Source organism: Streptomyces apocyni (genome assembly GCF_009739465.1).
GTDB classification, from domain to species: domain Bacteria; phylum Actinomycetota; class Actinomycetes; order Streptomycetales; family Streptomycetaceae; genus Streptomyces; species Streptomyces apocyni.
The window spans coordinates 111,874-125,910 of sequence record NZ_WHOM01000068.1 but is presented as its reverse complement, the minus strand read 5'-3'; the positions used below and the strand labels follow the sequence as shown (position 1 = coordinate 125,910).

The window sequence follows — 14,037 nt, the reverse complement described above, 5'->3', positions numbered from 1 at the left end:
ACCCCGGCCCCCACGCCCACCCCGGCCCCCACGCCCACCCCCACCGGCGCCTGGCAGGCGACGCACGTCTTCTACGCGGCCAACCCGCGGCCGATGCTGCTGCACTGCGTCCGGCCGCTGGTGGACGAGTTGGAGGCGGACGGGCTGCTGGCCAACTACTTCTTCATCAACTACTGGCTGGAGGGCCCGCACGTCAGGCTCCGCCTCAAGCCGTCATCGCCCGAGGCCGAACCCGAGGTGCGCCGCAGGACCGAGCAGGCCATCGACGCCTTCCTCGCCGAGCGGCCCGCGCTCTACGAGGTGGACTCCGGATTCCTCAACGATTTCTACAACACGCTCTTCGAGATCGAGTTCCCCGGCAGCGAGCGCGGCCACTTCATGGACGACCAGGGCCGGATGAACCTGCGCGCCAACAACTCGCGCAGCGCCGAGCCGTACGAGCCGGAGTACGGCAAATACGGCGGCCCGGCCGGAATCGAGCTCGCCGAGTGGCACTTCCGGCACTCCAGCGATCTGGTCATCGAGGCCTTCCGTACCAAGAACCTGCATCTGCGCACCGTCCTGCTCGGCACATCGGCACAGCTGATGATGGTGATCTCCGGGACCTTCCTACCCGGCGACGACGAGCTGGCCGGTTACCTGGACAGCTACTACGAGTTCTGGCACCGGGCGTTTCCCGGGACCGGCTTCATCGGCAGCGCGGAGTACGACCGCAACTACGCGGCGATGGCCCCCTCGCTCGCCGCCCGCTTCGCCGGAATCCGGGCCGCGGTCGGGGGCGCCGAAGGGCAGGAGACGGCCGGGCAGTTGCCCGCGTTCCTCGCGGGCTGGGCTGAGCACTGCGCCGAACTGCGTGACAAGGCCCGCGTCCTGGCCGTCAACGGCGACCTGGTGTTCCGCTCCTGGGACGGCGAACGCGACGAGGTCGTCACCGACCCGGCGGTGGCGCTCCCGCTGCTCCTCTCCCCGTACATGCACATGACCAACAACCGGCTGCATGTCACCATCCGCGACGAGGCCTACCTCTCCCACGTCCTGGGCCGCGCCCTGCGGGAGCACCCGTGAGTGCCCCGGCCGCCGCCATCGCGGCCTACCGGCCGGCGCTGCGGCCGGGTGTGCTCCTCAGCGAGAGGCTCTTGCAGGGCGCCTCGACCGTGCACCTGATCAAGGACACCGGCAGCGGGCAGTCCTTCAAGGTCGGCGTCAAGGAGCACTTCCTGATCTCCCGGATGGACGGGGAGCGCAGCATCGAGGAGATCGGCACGCAGTACGCGCGGCAGTACGGCCGACGGCTGGCCGACGCCAACTGGCAACAGCTGCTCGGGATGCTCGGCACCCGCGGGCTGCTCGCCGACGCGCCCGCCGCCACGGCCCCCGAAGCGCCGCCGGAGCCGCGCGGTCTGCTGCGCGGCAGTATCCGCCTGGTTGCCGACGCCAACGCGACGACCGCGCGGCTGCACCGCGCCGTCGGCTTCCTGCTGACCCCGCTGTGCATGGTGCCGCTGCTGGCCCTGATGGTCGCGATGGAGGTTGTCATCGCGTTCAACATGGGTGAACTGCTCGTCGCCACCTGGGAGTTGTTCCAGAATCCGGTCCTGCTGATGGCCACCGGCAGCATGCTGTGGCTGAGCACCGCCCTGCACGAGCTGGCCCACGGCGTGGTCGCCCGGCACTACGGCGGCACGGTCGCGGAGATCGGCCTGCGCTGGCGGCTGCCCGCCGTGATCATGTACTGCACCGTCGACAACTTCCTGTATCTGCCCGCACGCCGCCACCGCATCGCCACCGCCGTCGCGGGAGCGGTGATGAACCTGCTGTTCCTGCTGCCGTTCTGCGCGCTGTGGCTCTTCGTACCCGTCGACGAGGCCACCCATGGAGCCCTGGCCGGGCTGCTGTTCCTGGGCAGCGTGCAGGCGCTCGCCATGCTCATCCCGGTGCCACCGCTGGACGGCTACAAGATCGTCGCCCAGGCGTTCGGCGCCACCGAGCTGGCCGCGTCCAGCAAGACCTATCTACGCCTCGCCATCCGCCGCGACCCGGCGGCCAAGCAGTACCCGCGCCGGGCCCGCGCCGCCTACACCACCTACGGCCTCGGCGCGCCGCTGGTGCTCGCCGCCCTCATCGCCGCCGTCGCGGCGATCGTCCACTACCTGCTGACGACGGTGTGAGCACCGCCGCGCTGTGACCAAGGAGAGTTCCATGAACACCACCGCACCCTCGTCGGCGGCACCCGACGGACCCGCCGTCGCCCTCGACTCCGTACACAAGCGGTACGGCTCCACCCAGGCCGTGGACGGCGTCAGCCTGACGGTGGCCCGCGGTGAGTTCTTCGGGCTGCTCGGCCCCAACGGCGCGGGCAAGACCACCCTCGTCGAGATCATGGAGGGGCAGCGGCAGGCGGACTCCGGCACGGTCTCGGTGCTCGGCACCAGCCCCTGGCCGCGCAATGTCGCCCTGCTGCCCAGGATCGGCGTCCAGACCCAGGCCTCGGCGTTCTTCGTCCGGCTCACCGCCCGCGAGCACCTCCAGACGGTCGCCGCCCTGTACGGGGCCGACCGCGAGGCCGCCGAGCGGGCGCTGGCCTCCGTCGGGCTCACCGAGCAGGGCGAGGTCCGCGTCGACGACCTGTCCGGCGGGCAGCGGCAGCGCCTCGCGATCGCCTCCGCCCTCGTCCACGGCCCGGAGCTGATCTTCCTCGACGAGCCGACCGCCGCCCTCGACCCGCAGGCCCGCCGCGACCTGTGGCAGGTCCTGCGCGACCTCAAGGGCGCGGGCCGCACCATCATCTACACCACCCATCACCTGGACGAGGCCGAGGTGCTCTGCGACCGCGTCGCCATCATGGTCAGCGGCCGGATCGCCGCCCTGGACACCCCGGCCAGGATGATCGCGGGCGGCAGCCCGACCACTCGCCTCCTGGTGCCCGCCGAGCGGCTGACGCTGGAGGCGGCCCGCGCCATCCCCGGCGTCATGGCGGCCAGCCTGGAGGCCGACATGGTCGTCCTGGAAACCCTGGAGTCGGGCCCCGTACTGGCCAGGGTCGACGAGCTCGCCGGACTCCAGGGCGTACAGACCCGCACCGCCAGCCTTGAGGACGTCTACCTCGAACTCACCGGAGCCGGTGCCGCCTAGGACTCTCCCCAACACAACCGCGACCGCGACCGCCACCGCCACCGCGACGCCACCGCCACGACCACCACCGTCCGCCGAATACGGGGAGCACCCCACCATGAGCGCATACGCCGCGTTGAGCCAGGCCGGTTACCGGGCCTACACCCGCGACAAGACCACCCTCTTCTTCACCTTCGCCTTCCCGCTGCTCTTCCTGGTCGTCTTCGGCCTGATCTTCCACGGCCAGAACGTCGAGGAGAGCGGGAAGCCCTACATCAACTACATCGCGCCGGGTGTGCTGTCCTGGGGCGTCGCCAACGCGGCCGTCTTCGGTGTCGGTTTCGTCCTCATGCAGTGGCGGCGCGACGACATCCTCCGGCTCATCCGGATGACCCCCGTACGGCTGCCCGCCGTGCTCGGCTCCCGCTATGTGCTGGCGATCGGCATCGGCATCGTTCAGGCGGTGCTGTTCGTCTGTGTCGCCCTGCTGCCGTCCTTCGGCCTCAGCCTGGCGTCCAGCTGGCCGCTGGCGCTGCCGGTCCTGGTCCTCGGCATCACCGCGTTCCTCGCGGTCGGCGTGGTCGTCGGCACGTACGCCAAGACCCCCGAGGCCGTCGCCGCCGTCGCCAACTGCCTGATGATCCCCATGGCGTTCCTCTCCGGCTCCTTCTTCCCGCTGGACGCGATGCCGGGCTGGATGCAGAGCCTCTCCCGGGTGTTCCCGCTGCGCTATCTGAACGACGGGATCTCCGCCGCCCTCACCGGCAGCGGCGGCAGCGGCACCATCGCCACCTCCTGCGCCGTACTCGCCGCCTTCGCCCTCGTCTTCGGCGCGATCGCCCTGAAGACCTTCCGCTGGAGCGACAAGTCATGACGACGACCGCCGTACGCACCACGGCCACCACCACCGCCGCCGACGCGCCCCCGCTGGACACGTCCCCGCTCGAATCGAGCAGCGCCCTCCTGGAGCGCGAACTCACCGCACGCCACGCGGCGTCGGGCCCCACGCCCGGGTTGCCCGCGCCCCGGGTCGTGCCGCTCGGCGCCGCCGACACCCTGGGCTTCGGTCACCCGGACCCGCACGCCGCGACGCGGCCGACGGCCACCGTCCAGCTCACCTCACGGGCCGTGCTGATCGGCCCCTGGGGCGGCGCCGCCGACGCCGCTGACACCGCCGACCACGCTGACCCCACAGCCTGCGGCCAGTGCCTCGCCATGCGCTGGCAGCGACTGCGCAGCCGCTCCGAACGCGAGGCCCTGGAGCTGGGATACGCCCCGCACGGCGCCACCGCCTGGCCGGTGCTCACCGACTTCGCGGTGGACGCCGTCTGGGCCGCCTACCGCGCCACCCTGAGCGGTCCCCGCCCCACCCCGCCAGGAACCACGGCCGCCGACCGCGCCCTGCCCCAGGTCACCCGCGTCGACCTCGGCACCCTGGCCACCGCCACCTTCCCGCTGCTGCCCGAACCTCTGTGCCCCGTCTGCGTACAAGAGCGCCCCGACACCGCCGAAGCGGCCCGGATGGCGCTCGGCCCCACGCCCAAGCCGGACCCCGACGGCTACCGGCTGCGCTCCCTGGACTCCTACCCGCTGCCGACGGCCGCGCTGGCCAACCCGGTCTGCGGCGCCCTCGGTTCGGACACCTGGATCAACCCCGCGTCCACCACCACCGCCCCGGTCGCGGGCACCCACTTCGTACGCGGCTACGCCGGACTCAACGACGTCACCTGGAGCGGCCAGGCCAACAGCTACGGCACCAGCCGCACCCTCGCCTACCTGGAGGGACTCGAGCGGTACGCGGGCACCCACCGGCGGCGCGGCACCGCACCGGTCATCGAGTCCCTCCACACGCTGCGGGCCGACGGCGTGCCCGCCCTGAACCCCGCCGACTGCGGCTTCTACGCACCCGAGACCTACGCCAACGACCACCTGGTCAGCCCCTTCGACCCGGACCGGAAGATCCCCTGGGTGTGGGGCCACTCGCTGCGCGAGGACCAGCCGATCCTCGTCCCGGCCCGGCTCGCCCACTACAGCGCGGGAGTCGAGGCCGACAACTTCGTCTTCGAGTGCTCCAACGGCTGCGCCACCGGCGGCAGCCTGGAGGAAGCCATCCTCTTCGGGCTGCTCGAACTCATCGAGCGGGACGCCTTCCTGCTCGCCTGGTACGGCCGGGCCCACCTCGCCGAGATCGACCTCGGCAGCTGCCGCGCCCCCGCGATCCGTACGATGCTCGACCGGGCCGCCCTGCACGGCTACGACGTGCACGCCTACGACACCCGCATGGACCTCGCCGTCCCCGTGGTCACCGCGCTCGCGGTCCGCCGCGACGGCGGCTACGGCACGCTCTCCTTCAGTGCCGCCGCCGGTTTCGACCCGGAGGGCACCGTGGAAGCCGCCCTCTCCGAGGTCCTCACGTACATCCCCCACCTGCCCTACCAGGTCGCCGAGCGGCGCGACGAACTTCAGGAGATGGCCCAGGACTTCACCAAGGTGCTGCACCTCAAGGACCACGCCCAGCTCTACGGGCTGCCCTCCATGACGGAGCACGCCCGCGAGTACCTGGAGCCCACCGGCGTCCACTCCCTCACCGACACCTACCGGGACTGGGAGACCAGGCGGCCCCGCACCGGCGACCTGATGGACGACCTGCGGCTGCTACGGGACGAGCTGACCTCGGCCGGGTACGACGTCATCGCCGTCGACCAGACGACGCCCGAGCAGCACCGGATGGGCCTGCACACGGTCAGCACCACCGTGCCGGGACTGCTGCCCCTCGACTTCGGCTGGACCCGGCAGCGGGCCCTGCTGATGCCCCGGCTGCGCACCGCCCTGCGCGCGGCCGGTCGCCGTCCGGACGACCTGACGGACGACGCCATCAAGGTCGTCCCCCATCCCTTCCCCTGACCGGCCCGCACGGCTCGCCTACGGCACTTCGGTGCCGTGGGCGCAGCCGTCTGCCTGGGCCGCGCGCGGCACAACGCCCGGCAGCCCCTCCCAGGGTGGGGATTCCCACCCAGGAAGGGGCTGCCGCTCGGGCCAGTGCCGTGGATCAGGCGCTGCAGGAGGTGGTGCTGGTGGTGCTGGAGCAGGTGGAGGTCGAGGAGGACGACGTCGAACCGGCGAGGACGACCTCGACCGCGTCCGAGTAGTCCGAGATCTCGAAGGTCTCCGACTCCAGCTCCAGGATCTCGTTGGCGAGGGTGGCGAGCTCGGTCTTGGGGGCCATGGTGTTCTCCCTTGGGTCAGTAGGCCGCCGGGACCCTCCGGCTTTTCCGGCGGCGCTCCCTGGCGATGACTCCATTCCACCGGTGGCCACTGTCAGATCGGCCTTCCTTCCACTGCCAGAGCGCTGACACCTGGTGACAGTGACACGGCGGTACCCCTGAGTGGCCACAACGTGACACTCACTCCAGGGCGCAGGCCCTAGTCCGAACATCTCTAGTCCGAACGTCCGTCGCTCCGTGAGGTGAAACCCCGTGACACTCACAGCCCAGGTCCCCCGGGAGGCGCTGCACTCCGCCCTGGAGCTCTACCTCGACCTGCACGCCCACCCCGAGCTCTCCGGTGCCGAACACCGCACCGCCGACCGCTTCGCCGCCCAGCTCGCCCACCACGGCTGTACGGTCAGCCGCGGCGTCGGCGGCGGCCACGGAGTCGTCGGGGTGCTGCACAACGGCCCCGGACCAACCGTCCTGCTCCGCGCCGAACTTGACGCGCTCCCGGTCCCCGAGCGCACCGGCCTGCCGTACGCGAGCACTGAACCGGGCGTCATGCACGCCTGCGGCCACGATCTGCATCTGGCCGCCGTCGCCGGAGCGGTGGGCGAGCTGTCCCGTACCCGCGCGCGGTGGAGCGGCAATCTGCTGGTGGTCGGCCAGCCCGCCGAGGAGACGCTGACCGGGGCGCGGGCGATGATCGACGACGGACTCTACGAGCGCTTCGGCACCCCGGCCGTGGCAGTGGCCCAGCACACCGCGCCACTGCCCGCGGGGACGGTCGCGCACGTCGTGCCCGGTGCCCCGCTGATGTCCGGGAGCACCGCGCTCGACGTGGTGATCCACGGGCGCGGCGGACACGCGGGTACCCCGCAGCTGACCGTCGACCCGGTCCTGACGGCCGCCGCCACCGTGGTGCGCCTCCAGTCGGTGGTGGCGCGGGAGACCGCTCCGGCCGAGCAGGTGGTGCTCACCGTCGGCTCGCTGCGGGCCGGTGAGCGCGCCAATGTCATCCCCGACCGCGCGGAGCTGAGTCTGTGCGTACGGGCCTTCTCCGAGGCGGCGCTTACGCGGGTGGCCGCGGCAGTGGAACGGATCGTCCGGGCCGAGTGCGCGGCGTCCGCCTGCCCGCGTGACCCCGACTTCACGGTCACCTCGCGCTCGCCTGCCCTGGTCCCCGACGAACCGGCGACCGCCGCCGTACACCGGGTCCACGAGGAGCTGTTCGGCCCGCACCGGGTGGGCCGAACCCCGGCCCTGACCGCCACCGAGGACTTCCCCTGGTTCGGCACGGGCGAAGTGCGTACCGTGTACTGGCTGCTGGGCGTCACCGGCGCCCAGCAGTGGCGGGCGGCCCGCTCCGGCGGGCCCTCGGTACCGCCCAACCACTCACCCGAGTTCGCCCCTGACGTACGGACAGCCCTGCCGACCGGCATCGCGGCCATGGCGAGCGCCGCGCTGCACGTACTGAAGGAGACCCCGTGATGACCGCCGAGCCCGCCCACGAGGTGGACGTGGTGGACGTGGTGACCGTACGCCGCGACGGCAGCGTCCCGGCCGCCGCCACCACCCTGGTCCGCCTGCTCGGACTGCTGCCGCCGCACTGGTCCTGCGACCCCGAGATCGACCAGGACCGGATCAGGCTGCGCATCACCCTGACCCAGACGACGGACCGCAGAACCGTTTGCCGAGCAGTACGGGCGGCACTGGCCGACCCCGCACTACGCGGCTGGTCCCTGAGCGACGGCTCGCTGGACGGACGTCGAGCCCCGGACCGCTCAGACCGCTCAGATCCAGCCCCGTTCACGCGCCAGCAGAGCGGCCTGGGCTCGGTTGGTCGCGCCCAGAGCCTGTAGGAGTTCGGCGACGTGCCGCCGGTAGGTACGTACCGAGACGCCCAGTTCACGGGCGCCCGCCTCGTCCTTGCCCGCGGTGCACATCGAGACCAGGACGCGGCGCTCGATCTCAGTGAGGCCGGAGCTGTCGGCCACGCCGTTCTCCCGCTCCTTGAGCACCTGGGTGAGGTCGTCGGAGGCGTCCCAGATCTTCTCGAACAGAGCGATGATGTTGGCGACCAGGCCGCCCTTGTGCGCCAACAGGGCGCCGCGCGAGGTGTTCTGCGGGTCCAGGGGCACCAGCGCGGTGCTGCGGTCGTAGACCAGCATGCGCTCGGCGGTGTCGTCCGACACCCGGATCTCGGCCCCGTGGGCGACGAGTTCCCGCAGGTAGTCGGCGGTCGGCTGGTCGTCGAGTACGGCGCGTATGACGACGTTGCGGATACTCACGCCCCGGCGCAGGCAGCGCAGGTCCAGGGGGCGGGACCGGGCGATGTTCTCGGCGGAGAGCTGGCGGTAGGGCTCCACGGCCAGGATCTCGTCGCGGGCGAAGAAGGCCAGGTCGTCGATGCGGTTGCGGATATCGGCGAGGCTTTCCAGCTGCTCGATGCCGGGGTGGGTATACGACCGCGAGGCGTGCTCCTGCTCGGCACGGAGTCCGTCCACCACATGCCGGGAGCGGGTGACGCGCATCAGCTCCTGGTGGAGCTCGTGCATCCGTGAGTCCATCAGCCGGGTGAGGGCGAGCTCCGGGTCGGCGGGGGAGATCACTCGGTCTTTCCCGGCGGGGTGCAACAGCCCCAGAACCTGGAGGCGTTCAAGACACTGGAGGGCCTGCTCGGGAGTCGTATGGAGCAGCAGATGGATGTCGTCCGCGGTGGTGTCAGGATTTCTCAGGAAGTGACGGTACGTCTCTTCCTCCTGGGCAGAGACGCCGAATACAGACATCGCGTTTTCGCGCATAGATCCCCCGAAGGCTGGTAACCACGGGCGGCTCCCCGGGGGTTCGCCCTCGGGGTGGTCGGCGCGCACCGACGTGGTCCGTTCAAGCCTAGGCGACACAGTGGAAAGTGGGCCTCTTCGTGCGTACCTGTGTGCGACTAGTAGGCAAACCGTGAAGAACCACTGGCTTTCAAAGGACTCTCAGCACGTCCTCAGGCAGATCCGCAGGAAGAACCTCAAGTGGACCTCAAGCGGGACGTCAAGCCGGACCTCAGAGGGCCAGCGCCTCAGAGGGCCAGCGAGAGCAACACCGGTGCCGCGCCGCGGTTCAGGGTGTTCGCCGCCGCGCGCAGCCGGTGGGCGTGCTCGAGAGGCAGGGACAGGGCGAGGCAGCCGACCAGAGAGCCTGCGGTGATCGGGACGGCCGCGCAGACCGTGCCCACCGCGTACTCCTGTAGGTCGAGCATCGGTACGGACGGAGGCTGGGCGTCCAACTTGCTGAACAGGAGCCGCTCGTCGGTGATCGTCCGCGAGGTGAGCCGGGCGGGCTTGTGCCGGGCGAGGTGGTCGCGGCGGCCGTTGATGTCGAGCTGGGTGAGCAGGCTCTTGCCGACCGCGCTGGCGTGGGCGGCGGAGCGGAAGTCCACCCACTCGTTGACCTTGGGGGCGCGGGGCCCGTCCGAGTACTGGGTGACCTTGACCTCGCCGTCGATGTACCGGCTGATGTAGACCGCCGCGCCGACCGTGTCGCGCAGCCCGTCCAGGGTCTGCTGGACCTGCTGCCTGATCGCCCGCTCGCGCCCCGCCGCTGAGCCGAGCCGGGTCAGTGCGTCGCCCGTGATGTACGCGCCGTCGGCGATCTGCTGGACGTACCCCTCGCGGCGCAGCATGAGCAGCAGGGGCGTCAGATGGCGGGCGGGCAGCCCCGCCTCGCGGGCGATCTGGGTGGCATTCACGCCGGTGCTGTGCCGTGTCACGGTTTCGAGCACACGGAGGGCGTGCTGCACCGAGTGGTTCGATGCGGTCGGCTCTGGTTTCAGCGCCACGGTTTCCCCCTGCATGGACCGGTTTCGGACAGCTGGGCTCGGTACCACGATAGCGGTCAAGAGGGGTATCTGTGGGGGGTGTTGACCAGATTGGTGGCGCGTCCCTCGCCTCACGTAGGCCATGTAAGCAGGAACGCACCACCCTGGCATATGCCACAGTCACACTATGGCGCTCCGAGCTGTGCCGTTACCGAACGTACTCAGAGAACAGCGCTCAGGAATTCCCGGGTCCGCTGGTGGTCCGGATCCCCGAAGATCTTTTCCGGAGCGCCGGATTCGATGACCCGGCCCGCGTCGAACATCAGTACCTGGTCCGAGATGTCACGGGCGAAGTTCATCTCGTGCGTCACACAGAGCATGGTGATGTCTGTGGTGTGCGCGATGTCCCGCAGGACGTCCAGGACACCCGCCACCAACTCCGGGTCGAGTGCGGACGTCACCTCGTCCAGGAGCAGCACCTGCGGCCGCATGGCCAGCGCCCGCGCGATCGCGACACGCTGCTGCTGACCACCGGACAGCTGCGTTGGGTACTTGTCGATGTGCTCGGTCAGACCGACGAGTTCGAGCAGCTCGCGGGCGCGCTGGTCGGCCTCGTCCTTGGACAGCCCGAGCACCTGGACCGGCGCCTCGGTGATGTTCCGCAGCACCTTCATGTTCGGGAAGAGGTTGAACTGCTGGAACACCATGCCGATGTTCTTGCGCACGTCTCTGACGTGCTTCTCACCGGCCGGGACGAGTTTGCCGTTCTTCTCCTCGTGGGTGAGGTACTGGCCGCCGACCTTGATGGTGCCCTCGTCGGGCTTCAGCAGGGTCATCAGCAGCCGCAGGATCGTCGTCTTGCCCGATCCGGAGGGGCCGATGAGGGTGACGTGCTTGCCCGAGTCCACGGAGAAGTCGAGGTGGTCCAGGACGACGTTGTCGCCGAAGCGCTTGACGACCTTGTCGAAGCGGATCAGTTCGTTGCTGTCAACGGCGGGGTTGACCGCATCGTTCGTGGTGTTGGTGTCACTGGACAAGACGACGCTCCAGAGCTCGCAGGAGGAGGGATGCCGGGTAGGCGATGACGAGGAAGGCGACCCCGACGACGACATAGGCCTCGATGGTGAAGGTCTCGTTGCTGAAGCCCCTGGCCTCGCCGAGCATTTCGAGCGCGCCGATGGCGAAGATGATCGGGGAGTCCTTCAGCATCGACACCACGTAGTTGCCGAGGGCCGGGATCACGCGGCGGATGGCCTGCGGCAGGATGACCGCCCGCCAGGTGTGGCCGCGCGGCAGACTGAGCGCGGTGGCCGCCTCCCACTGACCGACAGGCACGGCATCGATGCCCGAGCGGTAGACCTCGGAGGTGTACGTGGAGTAGTGCAGGCCGAGGCCGATGACGCCCGTCGTCAGCGGGGACATCGAGGGGCCCCACTCCGGCACCACGTAGAAGAGGAAGAAGAGCTGCACCAGCAGCGGGGTGTTCCGGATGAACTCGGTGATCGCGGTCACCGGCCAGCTGATCCACTTCTGCGGGGACCGCTGTGCCACGGCCCAGACCAGCCCCAGGGTGAAGGCGATCAGACAGCCCCAGAACAGGGCCTGCAGGGTGACCAGCACACCGTCCCAGAAGCGCGGCATGAAGGCGTCGACGACGCTCCAGTCCCAGTTCACTTGACACCTCCGGTACCGGTGACCACGTCAGTGGAGGGCTTGGCGCGGAGTCCGCTCAGCAGCCCGAGCTTCTCGGGTTTCTGGCCGATCCTTGCCTTGGCCTGACGTTCGAGGAGGCGCATCCCGCGCGTGAGAATGAAGGCGAAGACGAAGTACAGGACGAGGAGCAGGGTGTAGATCGGCGCGCTCTCGTTGGTGGCGAGCCGCAGCAGGTTGCCCGCGAAGGTCATGTCGGCGACGGTGACGAGCGACACCAGGGACGTGCCCTTCAGCAGCTCGATCAGCAGGTTGTTGAAGGCCGGGATCATCTCCGGCCACGCCTGCGGCAGCTCGATGCGGCGCAGGCGCTGCATCCGGGTGAAGCTGAGCGCGATGCCCGCCTCGCGCTGCGCGGGGGCCACGGCGGCCAGCGAGCCGCGTACGACCTCCGACCCGTACGCGCCGTAGGTGAGGCCGAGCGCCACGATGCCCGCGACCATCGGCGAGATGAACTGCCACCTGAACATCAGGGGGATCGCGAAGACGAACAAGAACATCAGCACCAGCGCGGAGGTGCCGCGGAAGATCTCGAAGTAGGTCCCGGAGAGGAACCGTACGATCCAGAAGCGCGAGGTGCGCAGGGTGCCGATCACGAACGCGACCACGCCGGCCAGCGCGGCGCTGAACAAGGTGACCTGGATGGTGACCCAGACACCGGGCAGGAACCAGCTGGTGAAGAACTCCGATGTCATCATCAGCCGCACAGCTCCTCTGCGGTCAGGTCAGTCATCTCGTCCTTGGTGAACCCGAAGGGCTGGACGATCCGCAGCAGCTGCCCGCTGTCCTTGAGTTTGTGCAGCTCCCTGTTGAACGCGTCGCGCAGGTTCTTCTCCGACTGCCGGAAGGCGAAGCCGCCCGCGCCGTACGCCGGTTTGCCGCCCATCTCGGGCTGGAAGGCCTCGGTGGCCTCGACCTGTGGGTCGCCCTTCACGACGCCCTGGACTGTGATGTTGGTGCCCGCGAAGGCGTCCACCCGGCCCTGCCGAACGGCGTCCAGACCCGCCACCTGGTCGGGCAGGATCAGGATGTCCTTCACGCCCGCGTCCTTGGCGTAGTCGATCTCGGCGTACGCCGTGCCGCTGGCGAGCTTGAGTCCCTTGTCGACGATGTCCTCGTAGGTTCTGATCCCGTGCGGATTGCCCTTCTTCACGATGAAGGAGTCGAGCACCACGTAGTCGGGGTCCGAGAACAGCACCTGCTCGCAGCGGGTGGGGTTGATGTACATCCCCGCTGACACGACGTCGAACTGCTGTGCCTTCAGTCCGGGGATGAGGGCCCCGAACTCCGTCGGAATGGCTCGGATGTTGTTCACACCGAGGGACTTGAAGATGACCCGTGCGATCTCCGGTGCCTCCCCCGTGGCGATGCCGTCCTCGTTGACGTACCCGAAGGGGGGCTCGCTGGCGATGCCCACCCTGACGGTTCCCTCGTCGCGGAGTCGTTCGAGCAGGCTTCCTCCTTCGATTTCGCCCACGTCCGGTACCCTGCTGCATCCCGCAGCGCCGAGCGCGCCCAGCGCCACGGCCCCCGCGAGCAGGGAACGGCGGCGTAGTGGCCTGCCAGTAAATCCCTCGTTGTTCTCATGTGGTGGAGCCATGGGCGCGCGACTACCCGAGACCGTGCCGTCTATGCGGATTGATTTCGGCCCGTGATCGGAGTGAGATCTGCCCGGCCGTGGGGGATGCATGGGGTCATGAGCGATCGCCATATCGAAGTGTCCCTCGACAAACGGGGTGTCAGCTGCACGGCACGCCTCCTCGACGACCGCGCGCCGATCACCTGTCAGGCGGTGTGGGACGCCCTGCCGTTGGGCTCGGACGTCTACCACGCCAAGTACGCGCGTAATGAGATCTACGCACTCTTTCCGGCCTTCGCCCCCGAGGAGCCGCCCCTGGAGAACCCCACCATTACCCCCATCCCCGGGGACTTGTGCTATTTCACCTTCTCCAGTACGGAGTTGGGCACCAAGTCCTACGGCTACGGCACCGAACAGCGCGGCACGATCGTCGACCTGGCGCTGTTCTACGAGCGCAACAACCTGCTGATCAACGCCGACGTGGGCTGGGTGCCGGGCATCGTGTGGGGCCAGGTGGTGGACGGCCTCGACCGGATGGCCGAGGCCTGTCACGACCTGTGGCGGGCGGGCGCGCTGGGGGAGTCCCTCAACTTCCGGCGCGCGTAGGGCCTGCCCAACAC

15 protein-coding genes are annotated in these 14,037 nt (G+C 69.6%); 8 read left to right on the top strand and 7 right to left on the bottom strand.

The annotated features are described in order from the left end of the window. Positions 1-93: 93 nt before the first annotated feature. From GCN81_RS24420 to GCN81_RS24400, 5 genes are all read left to right on the top strand, one after another. A complete protein-coding gene (locus GCN81_RS24420) occupies positions 94-1,065 on the top strand; it encodes a lantibiotic dehydratase C-terminal domain-containing protein (protein WP_407698018.1) in 972 nt (323 codons plus the stop codon). Continuing rightward, positions 1,062-2,168 (top strand): M50 family metallopeptidase, encoded by a 1,107-nt coding sequence (locus GCN81_RS24415; RefSeq protein WP_156726616.1) that lies wholly within the window; start codon positions 1,062-1,064, stop codon positions 2,166-2,168. Before GCN81_RS24420 ends, GCN81_RS24415 begins: the two co-directional genes overlap by 4 nt. A 31-nt stretch (positions 2,169-2,199) precedes the next feature. Beyond that, positions 2,200-3,132, top strand: a complete 933-nt coding sequence (locus tag GCN81_RS24410; RefSeq protein ID WP_156726615.1) for an ABC transporter ATP-binding protein — start codon at positions 2,200-2,202, stop codon at positions 3,130-3,132. Positions 3,133-3,229: 97 nt separating this feature from the next. Further along, positions 3,230-3,985, top strand: coding sequence for an ABC transporter permease (locus tag GCN81_RS24405; RefSeq protein ID WP_156726614.1), 756 nt, complete (start codon positions 3,230-3,232; stop codon positions 3,983-3,985). Beyond that, on the top strand, positions 3,982-6,015 hold the full coding sequence (locus GCN81_RS24400; protein WP_156726613.1) for a TOMM precursor leader peptide-binding protein: 2,034 nt from the start codon (positions 3,982-3,984) through the stop codon (positions 6,013-6,015). Before GCN81_RS24405 ends, GCN81_RS24400 begins: the two co-directional genes overlap by 4 nt. A gap of 145 nt (positions 6,016-6,160) precedes the next feature. On the opposite strand, the gene GCN81_RS24395 is transcribed toward GCN81_RS24400, so the two are convergent. Beyond that, positions 6,161-6,337 (bottom strand): thiazolylpeptide-type bacteriocin, encoded by a 177-nt coding sequence (locus GCN81_RS24395; RefSeq protein WP_156726612.1) that lies wholly within the window; start codon positions 6,335-6,337, stop codon positions 6,161-6,163. Between the two features lie 250 nt (positions 6,338-6,587). Between GCN81_RS24395 and GCN81_RS24390 the strand changes: the two genes are divergently transcribed. Both GCN81_RS24390 and GCN81_RS24385 read left to right on the top strand, forming a co-directional pair. Then, a complete protein-coding gene (locus GCN81_RS24390) occupies positions 6,588-7,811 on the top strand; it encodes an amidohydrolase (RefSeq protein WP_156726611.1) in 1,224 nt (407 codons plus the stop codon). Then, positions 7,811-8,182 carry a DUF3168 domain-containing protein gene (locus GCN81_RS24385; protein WP_156726610.1) on the top strand — a complete coding sequence of 124 codons (372 nt, stop codon included), beginning with the start codon at positions 7,811-7,813 and terminating at the stop codon, positions 8,180-8,182. The genes GCN81_RS24390 and GCN81_RS24385 overlap by 1 nt, the downstream gene beginning before the upstream one ends. Here GCN81_RS24385 and GCN81_RS24380 read toward each other — a convergent pair. From GCN81_RS24380 to ehuB, 6 genes are all read right to left on the bottom strand, one after another. Next, the gene (locus GCN81_RS24380; protein ID WP_156726609.1) at positions 8,114-9,124 is read right to left on the bottom strand and encodes a helix-turn-helix transcriptional regulator; all 1,011 of its coding nucleotides are present in this window, start codon (positions 9,122-9,124) and stop codon (positions 8,114-8,116) included. The two genes, GCN81_RS24385 and GCN81_RS24380, sit on opposite strands and share 69 nt — an antisense overlap. Before the next feature lie 266 nt (positions 9,125-9,390). Then, a complete protein-coding gene (locus GCN81_RS24375; RefSeq protein WP_156726608.1) occupies positions 9,391-10,149 on the bottom strand; it encodes an IclR family transcriptional regulator in 759 nt (252 codons plus the stop codon). Between the two features lie 200 nt (positions 10,150-10,349). Further along, positions 10,350-11,165: an ectoine/hydroxyectoine ABC transporter ATP-binding protein EhuA gene (ehuA, locus tag GCN81_RS24370; RefSeq protein ID WP_156726607.1), complete on the bottom strand. Its 816-nt coding sequence runs from the start codon at positions 11,163-11,165 to the stop codon at positions 10,350-10,352. Beyond that, positions 11,155-11,802 carry an ectoine/hydroxyectoine ABC transporter permease subunit EhuD gene (gene ehuD, locus GCN81_RS24365; protein WP_156726606.1) on the bottom strand — a complete coding sequence of 216 codons (648 nt, stop codon included), beginning with the start codon at positions 11,800-11,802 and terminating at the stop codon, positions 11,155-11,157. The genes ehuA and ehuD overlap by 11 nt, the downstream gene beginning before the upstream one ends. Next, positions 11,799-12,536, bottom strand: coding sequence for an ectoine/hydroxyectoine ABC transporter permease subunit EhuC (gene ehuC / locus GCN81_RS24360; RefSeq protein WP_156726605.1), 738 nt, complete (start codon positions 12,534-12,536; stop codon positions 11,799-11,801). Before ehuC ends, ehuD begins: the two co-directional genes overlap by 4 nt. After that, on the bottom strand, positions 12,536-13,438 hold the full coding sequence (gene ehuB, locus GCN81_RS24355) for an ectoine/hydroxyectoine ABC transporter substrate-binding protein EhuB (protein ID WP_156726604.1): 903 nt from the start codon (positions 13,436-13,438) through the stop codon (positions 12,536-12,538). The genes ehuC and ehuB overlap by 1 nt, the downstream gene beginning before the upstream one ends. 96 nt (positions 13,439-13,534) lie before the next feature. Here ehuB and GCN81_RS24350 point away from each other — a divergent pair, with 96 nt between their 5' ends. Then, entirely contained in the window at positions 13,535-14,023 is a 489-nt protein-coding gene (locus GCN81_RS24350) for a DUF3830 family protein (protein ID WP_156726603.1), read from the top strand. Positions 14,024-14,037: the final 14 nt, after the last annotated feature.

Bases quoted from the DNA above. Each gene is read 5' to 3' on its own strand.
- GCN81_RS24420 (WP_407698018.1), top strand. From the start codon at position 94: ATGCTGCTGCACTGCGTCCGGCCGCTGGTGGACGAGTTGGAGGCGGAC.
- GCN81_RS24410 (WP_156726615.1), top strand. From the start codon at position 2,200: ATGAACACCACCGCACCCTCGTCGGCGGCACCCGACGGACCCGCCGTC.
- GCN81_RS24405 (WP_156726614.1), top strand. From the start codon at position 3,230: ATGAGCGCATACGCCGCGTTGAGCCAGGCCGGTTACCGGGCCTACACC.
- GCN81_RS24400 (WP_156726613.1), top strand. From the start codon at position 3,982: ATGACGACGACCGCCGTACGCACCACGGCCACCACCACCGCCGCCGAC.
- GCN81_RS24395 (WP_156726612.1), bottom strand. From the start codon at position 6,337: ATGGCCCCCAAGACCGAGCTCGCCACCCTCGCCAACGAGATCCTGGAG.
- GCN81_RS24385 (WP_156726610.1), top strand. From the start codon at position 7,811: ATGACCGCCGAGCCCGCCCACGAGGTGGACGTGGTGGACGTGGTGACC.
- GCN81_RS24380 (WP_156726609.1), bottom strand. From the start codon at position 9,124: ATGCGCGAAAACGCGATGTCTGTATTCGGCGTCTCTGCCCAGGAGGAA.
- ehuC (WP_156726605.1), bottom strand. From the start codon at position 12,536: ATGATGACATCGGAGTTCTTCACCAGCTGGTTCCTGCCCGGTGTCTGG.
- ehuB (WP_156726604.1), bottom strand. From the start codon at position 13,438: ATGGCTCCACCACATGAGAACAACGAGGGATTTACTGGCAGGCCACTA.
- GCN81_RS24350 (WP_156726603.1), top strand. From the start codon at position 13,535: ATGAGCGATCGCCATATCGAAGTGTCCCTCGACAAACGGGGTGTCAGC.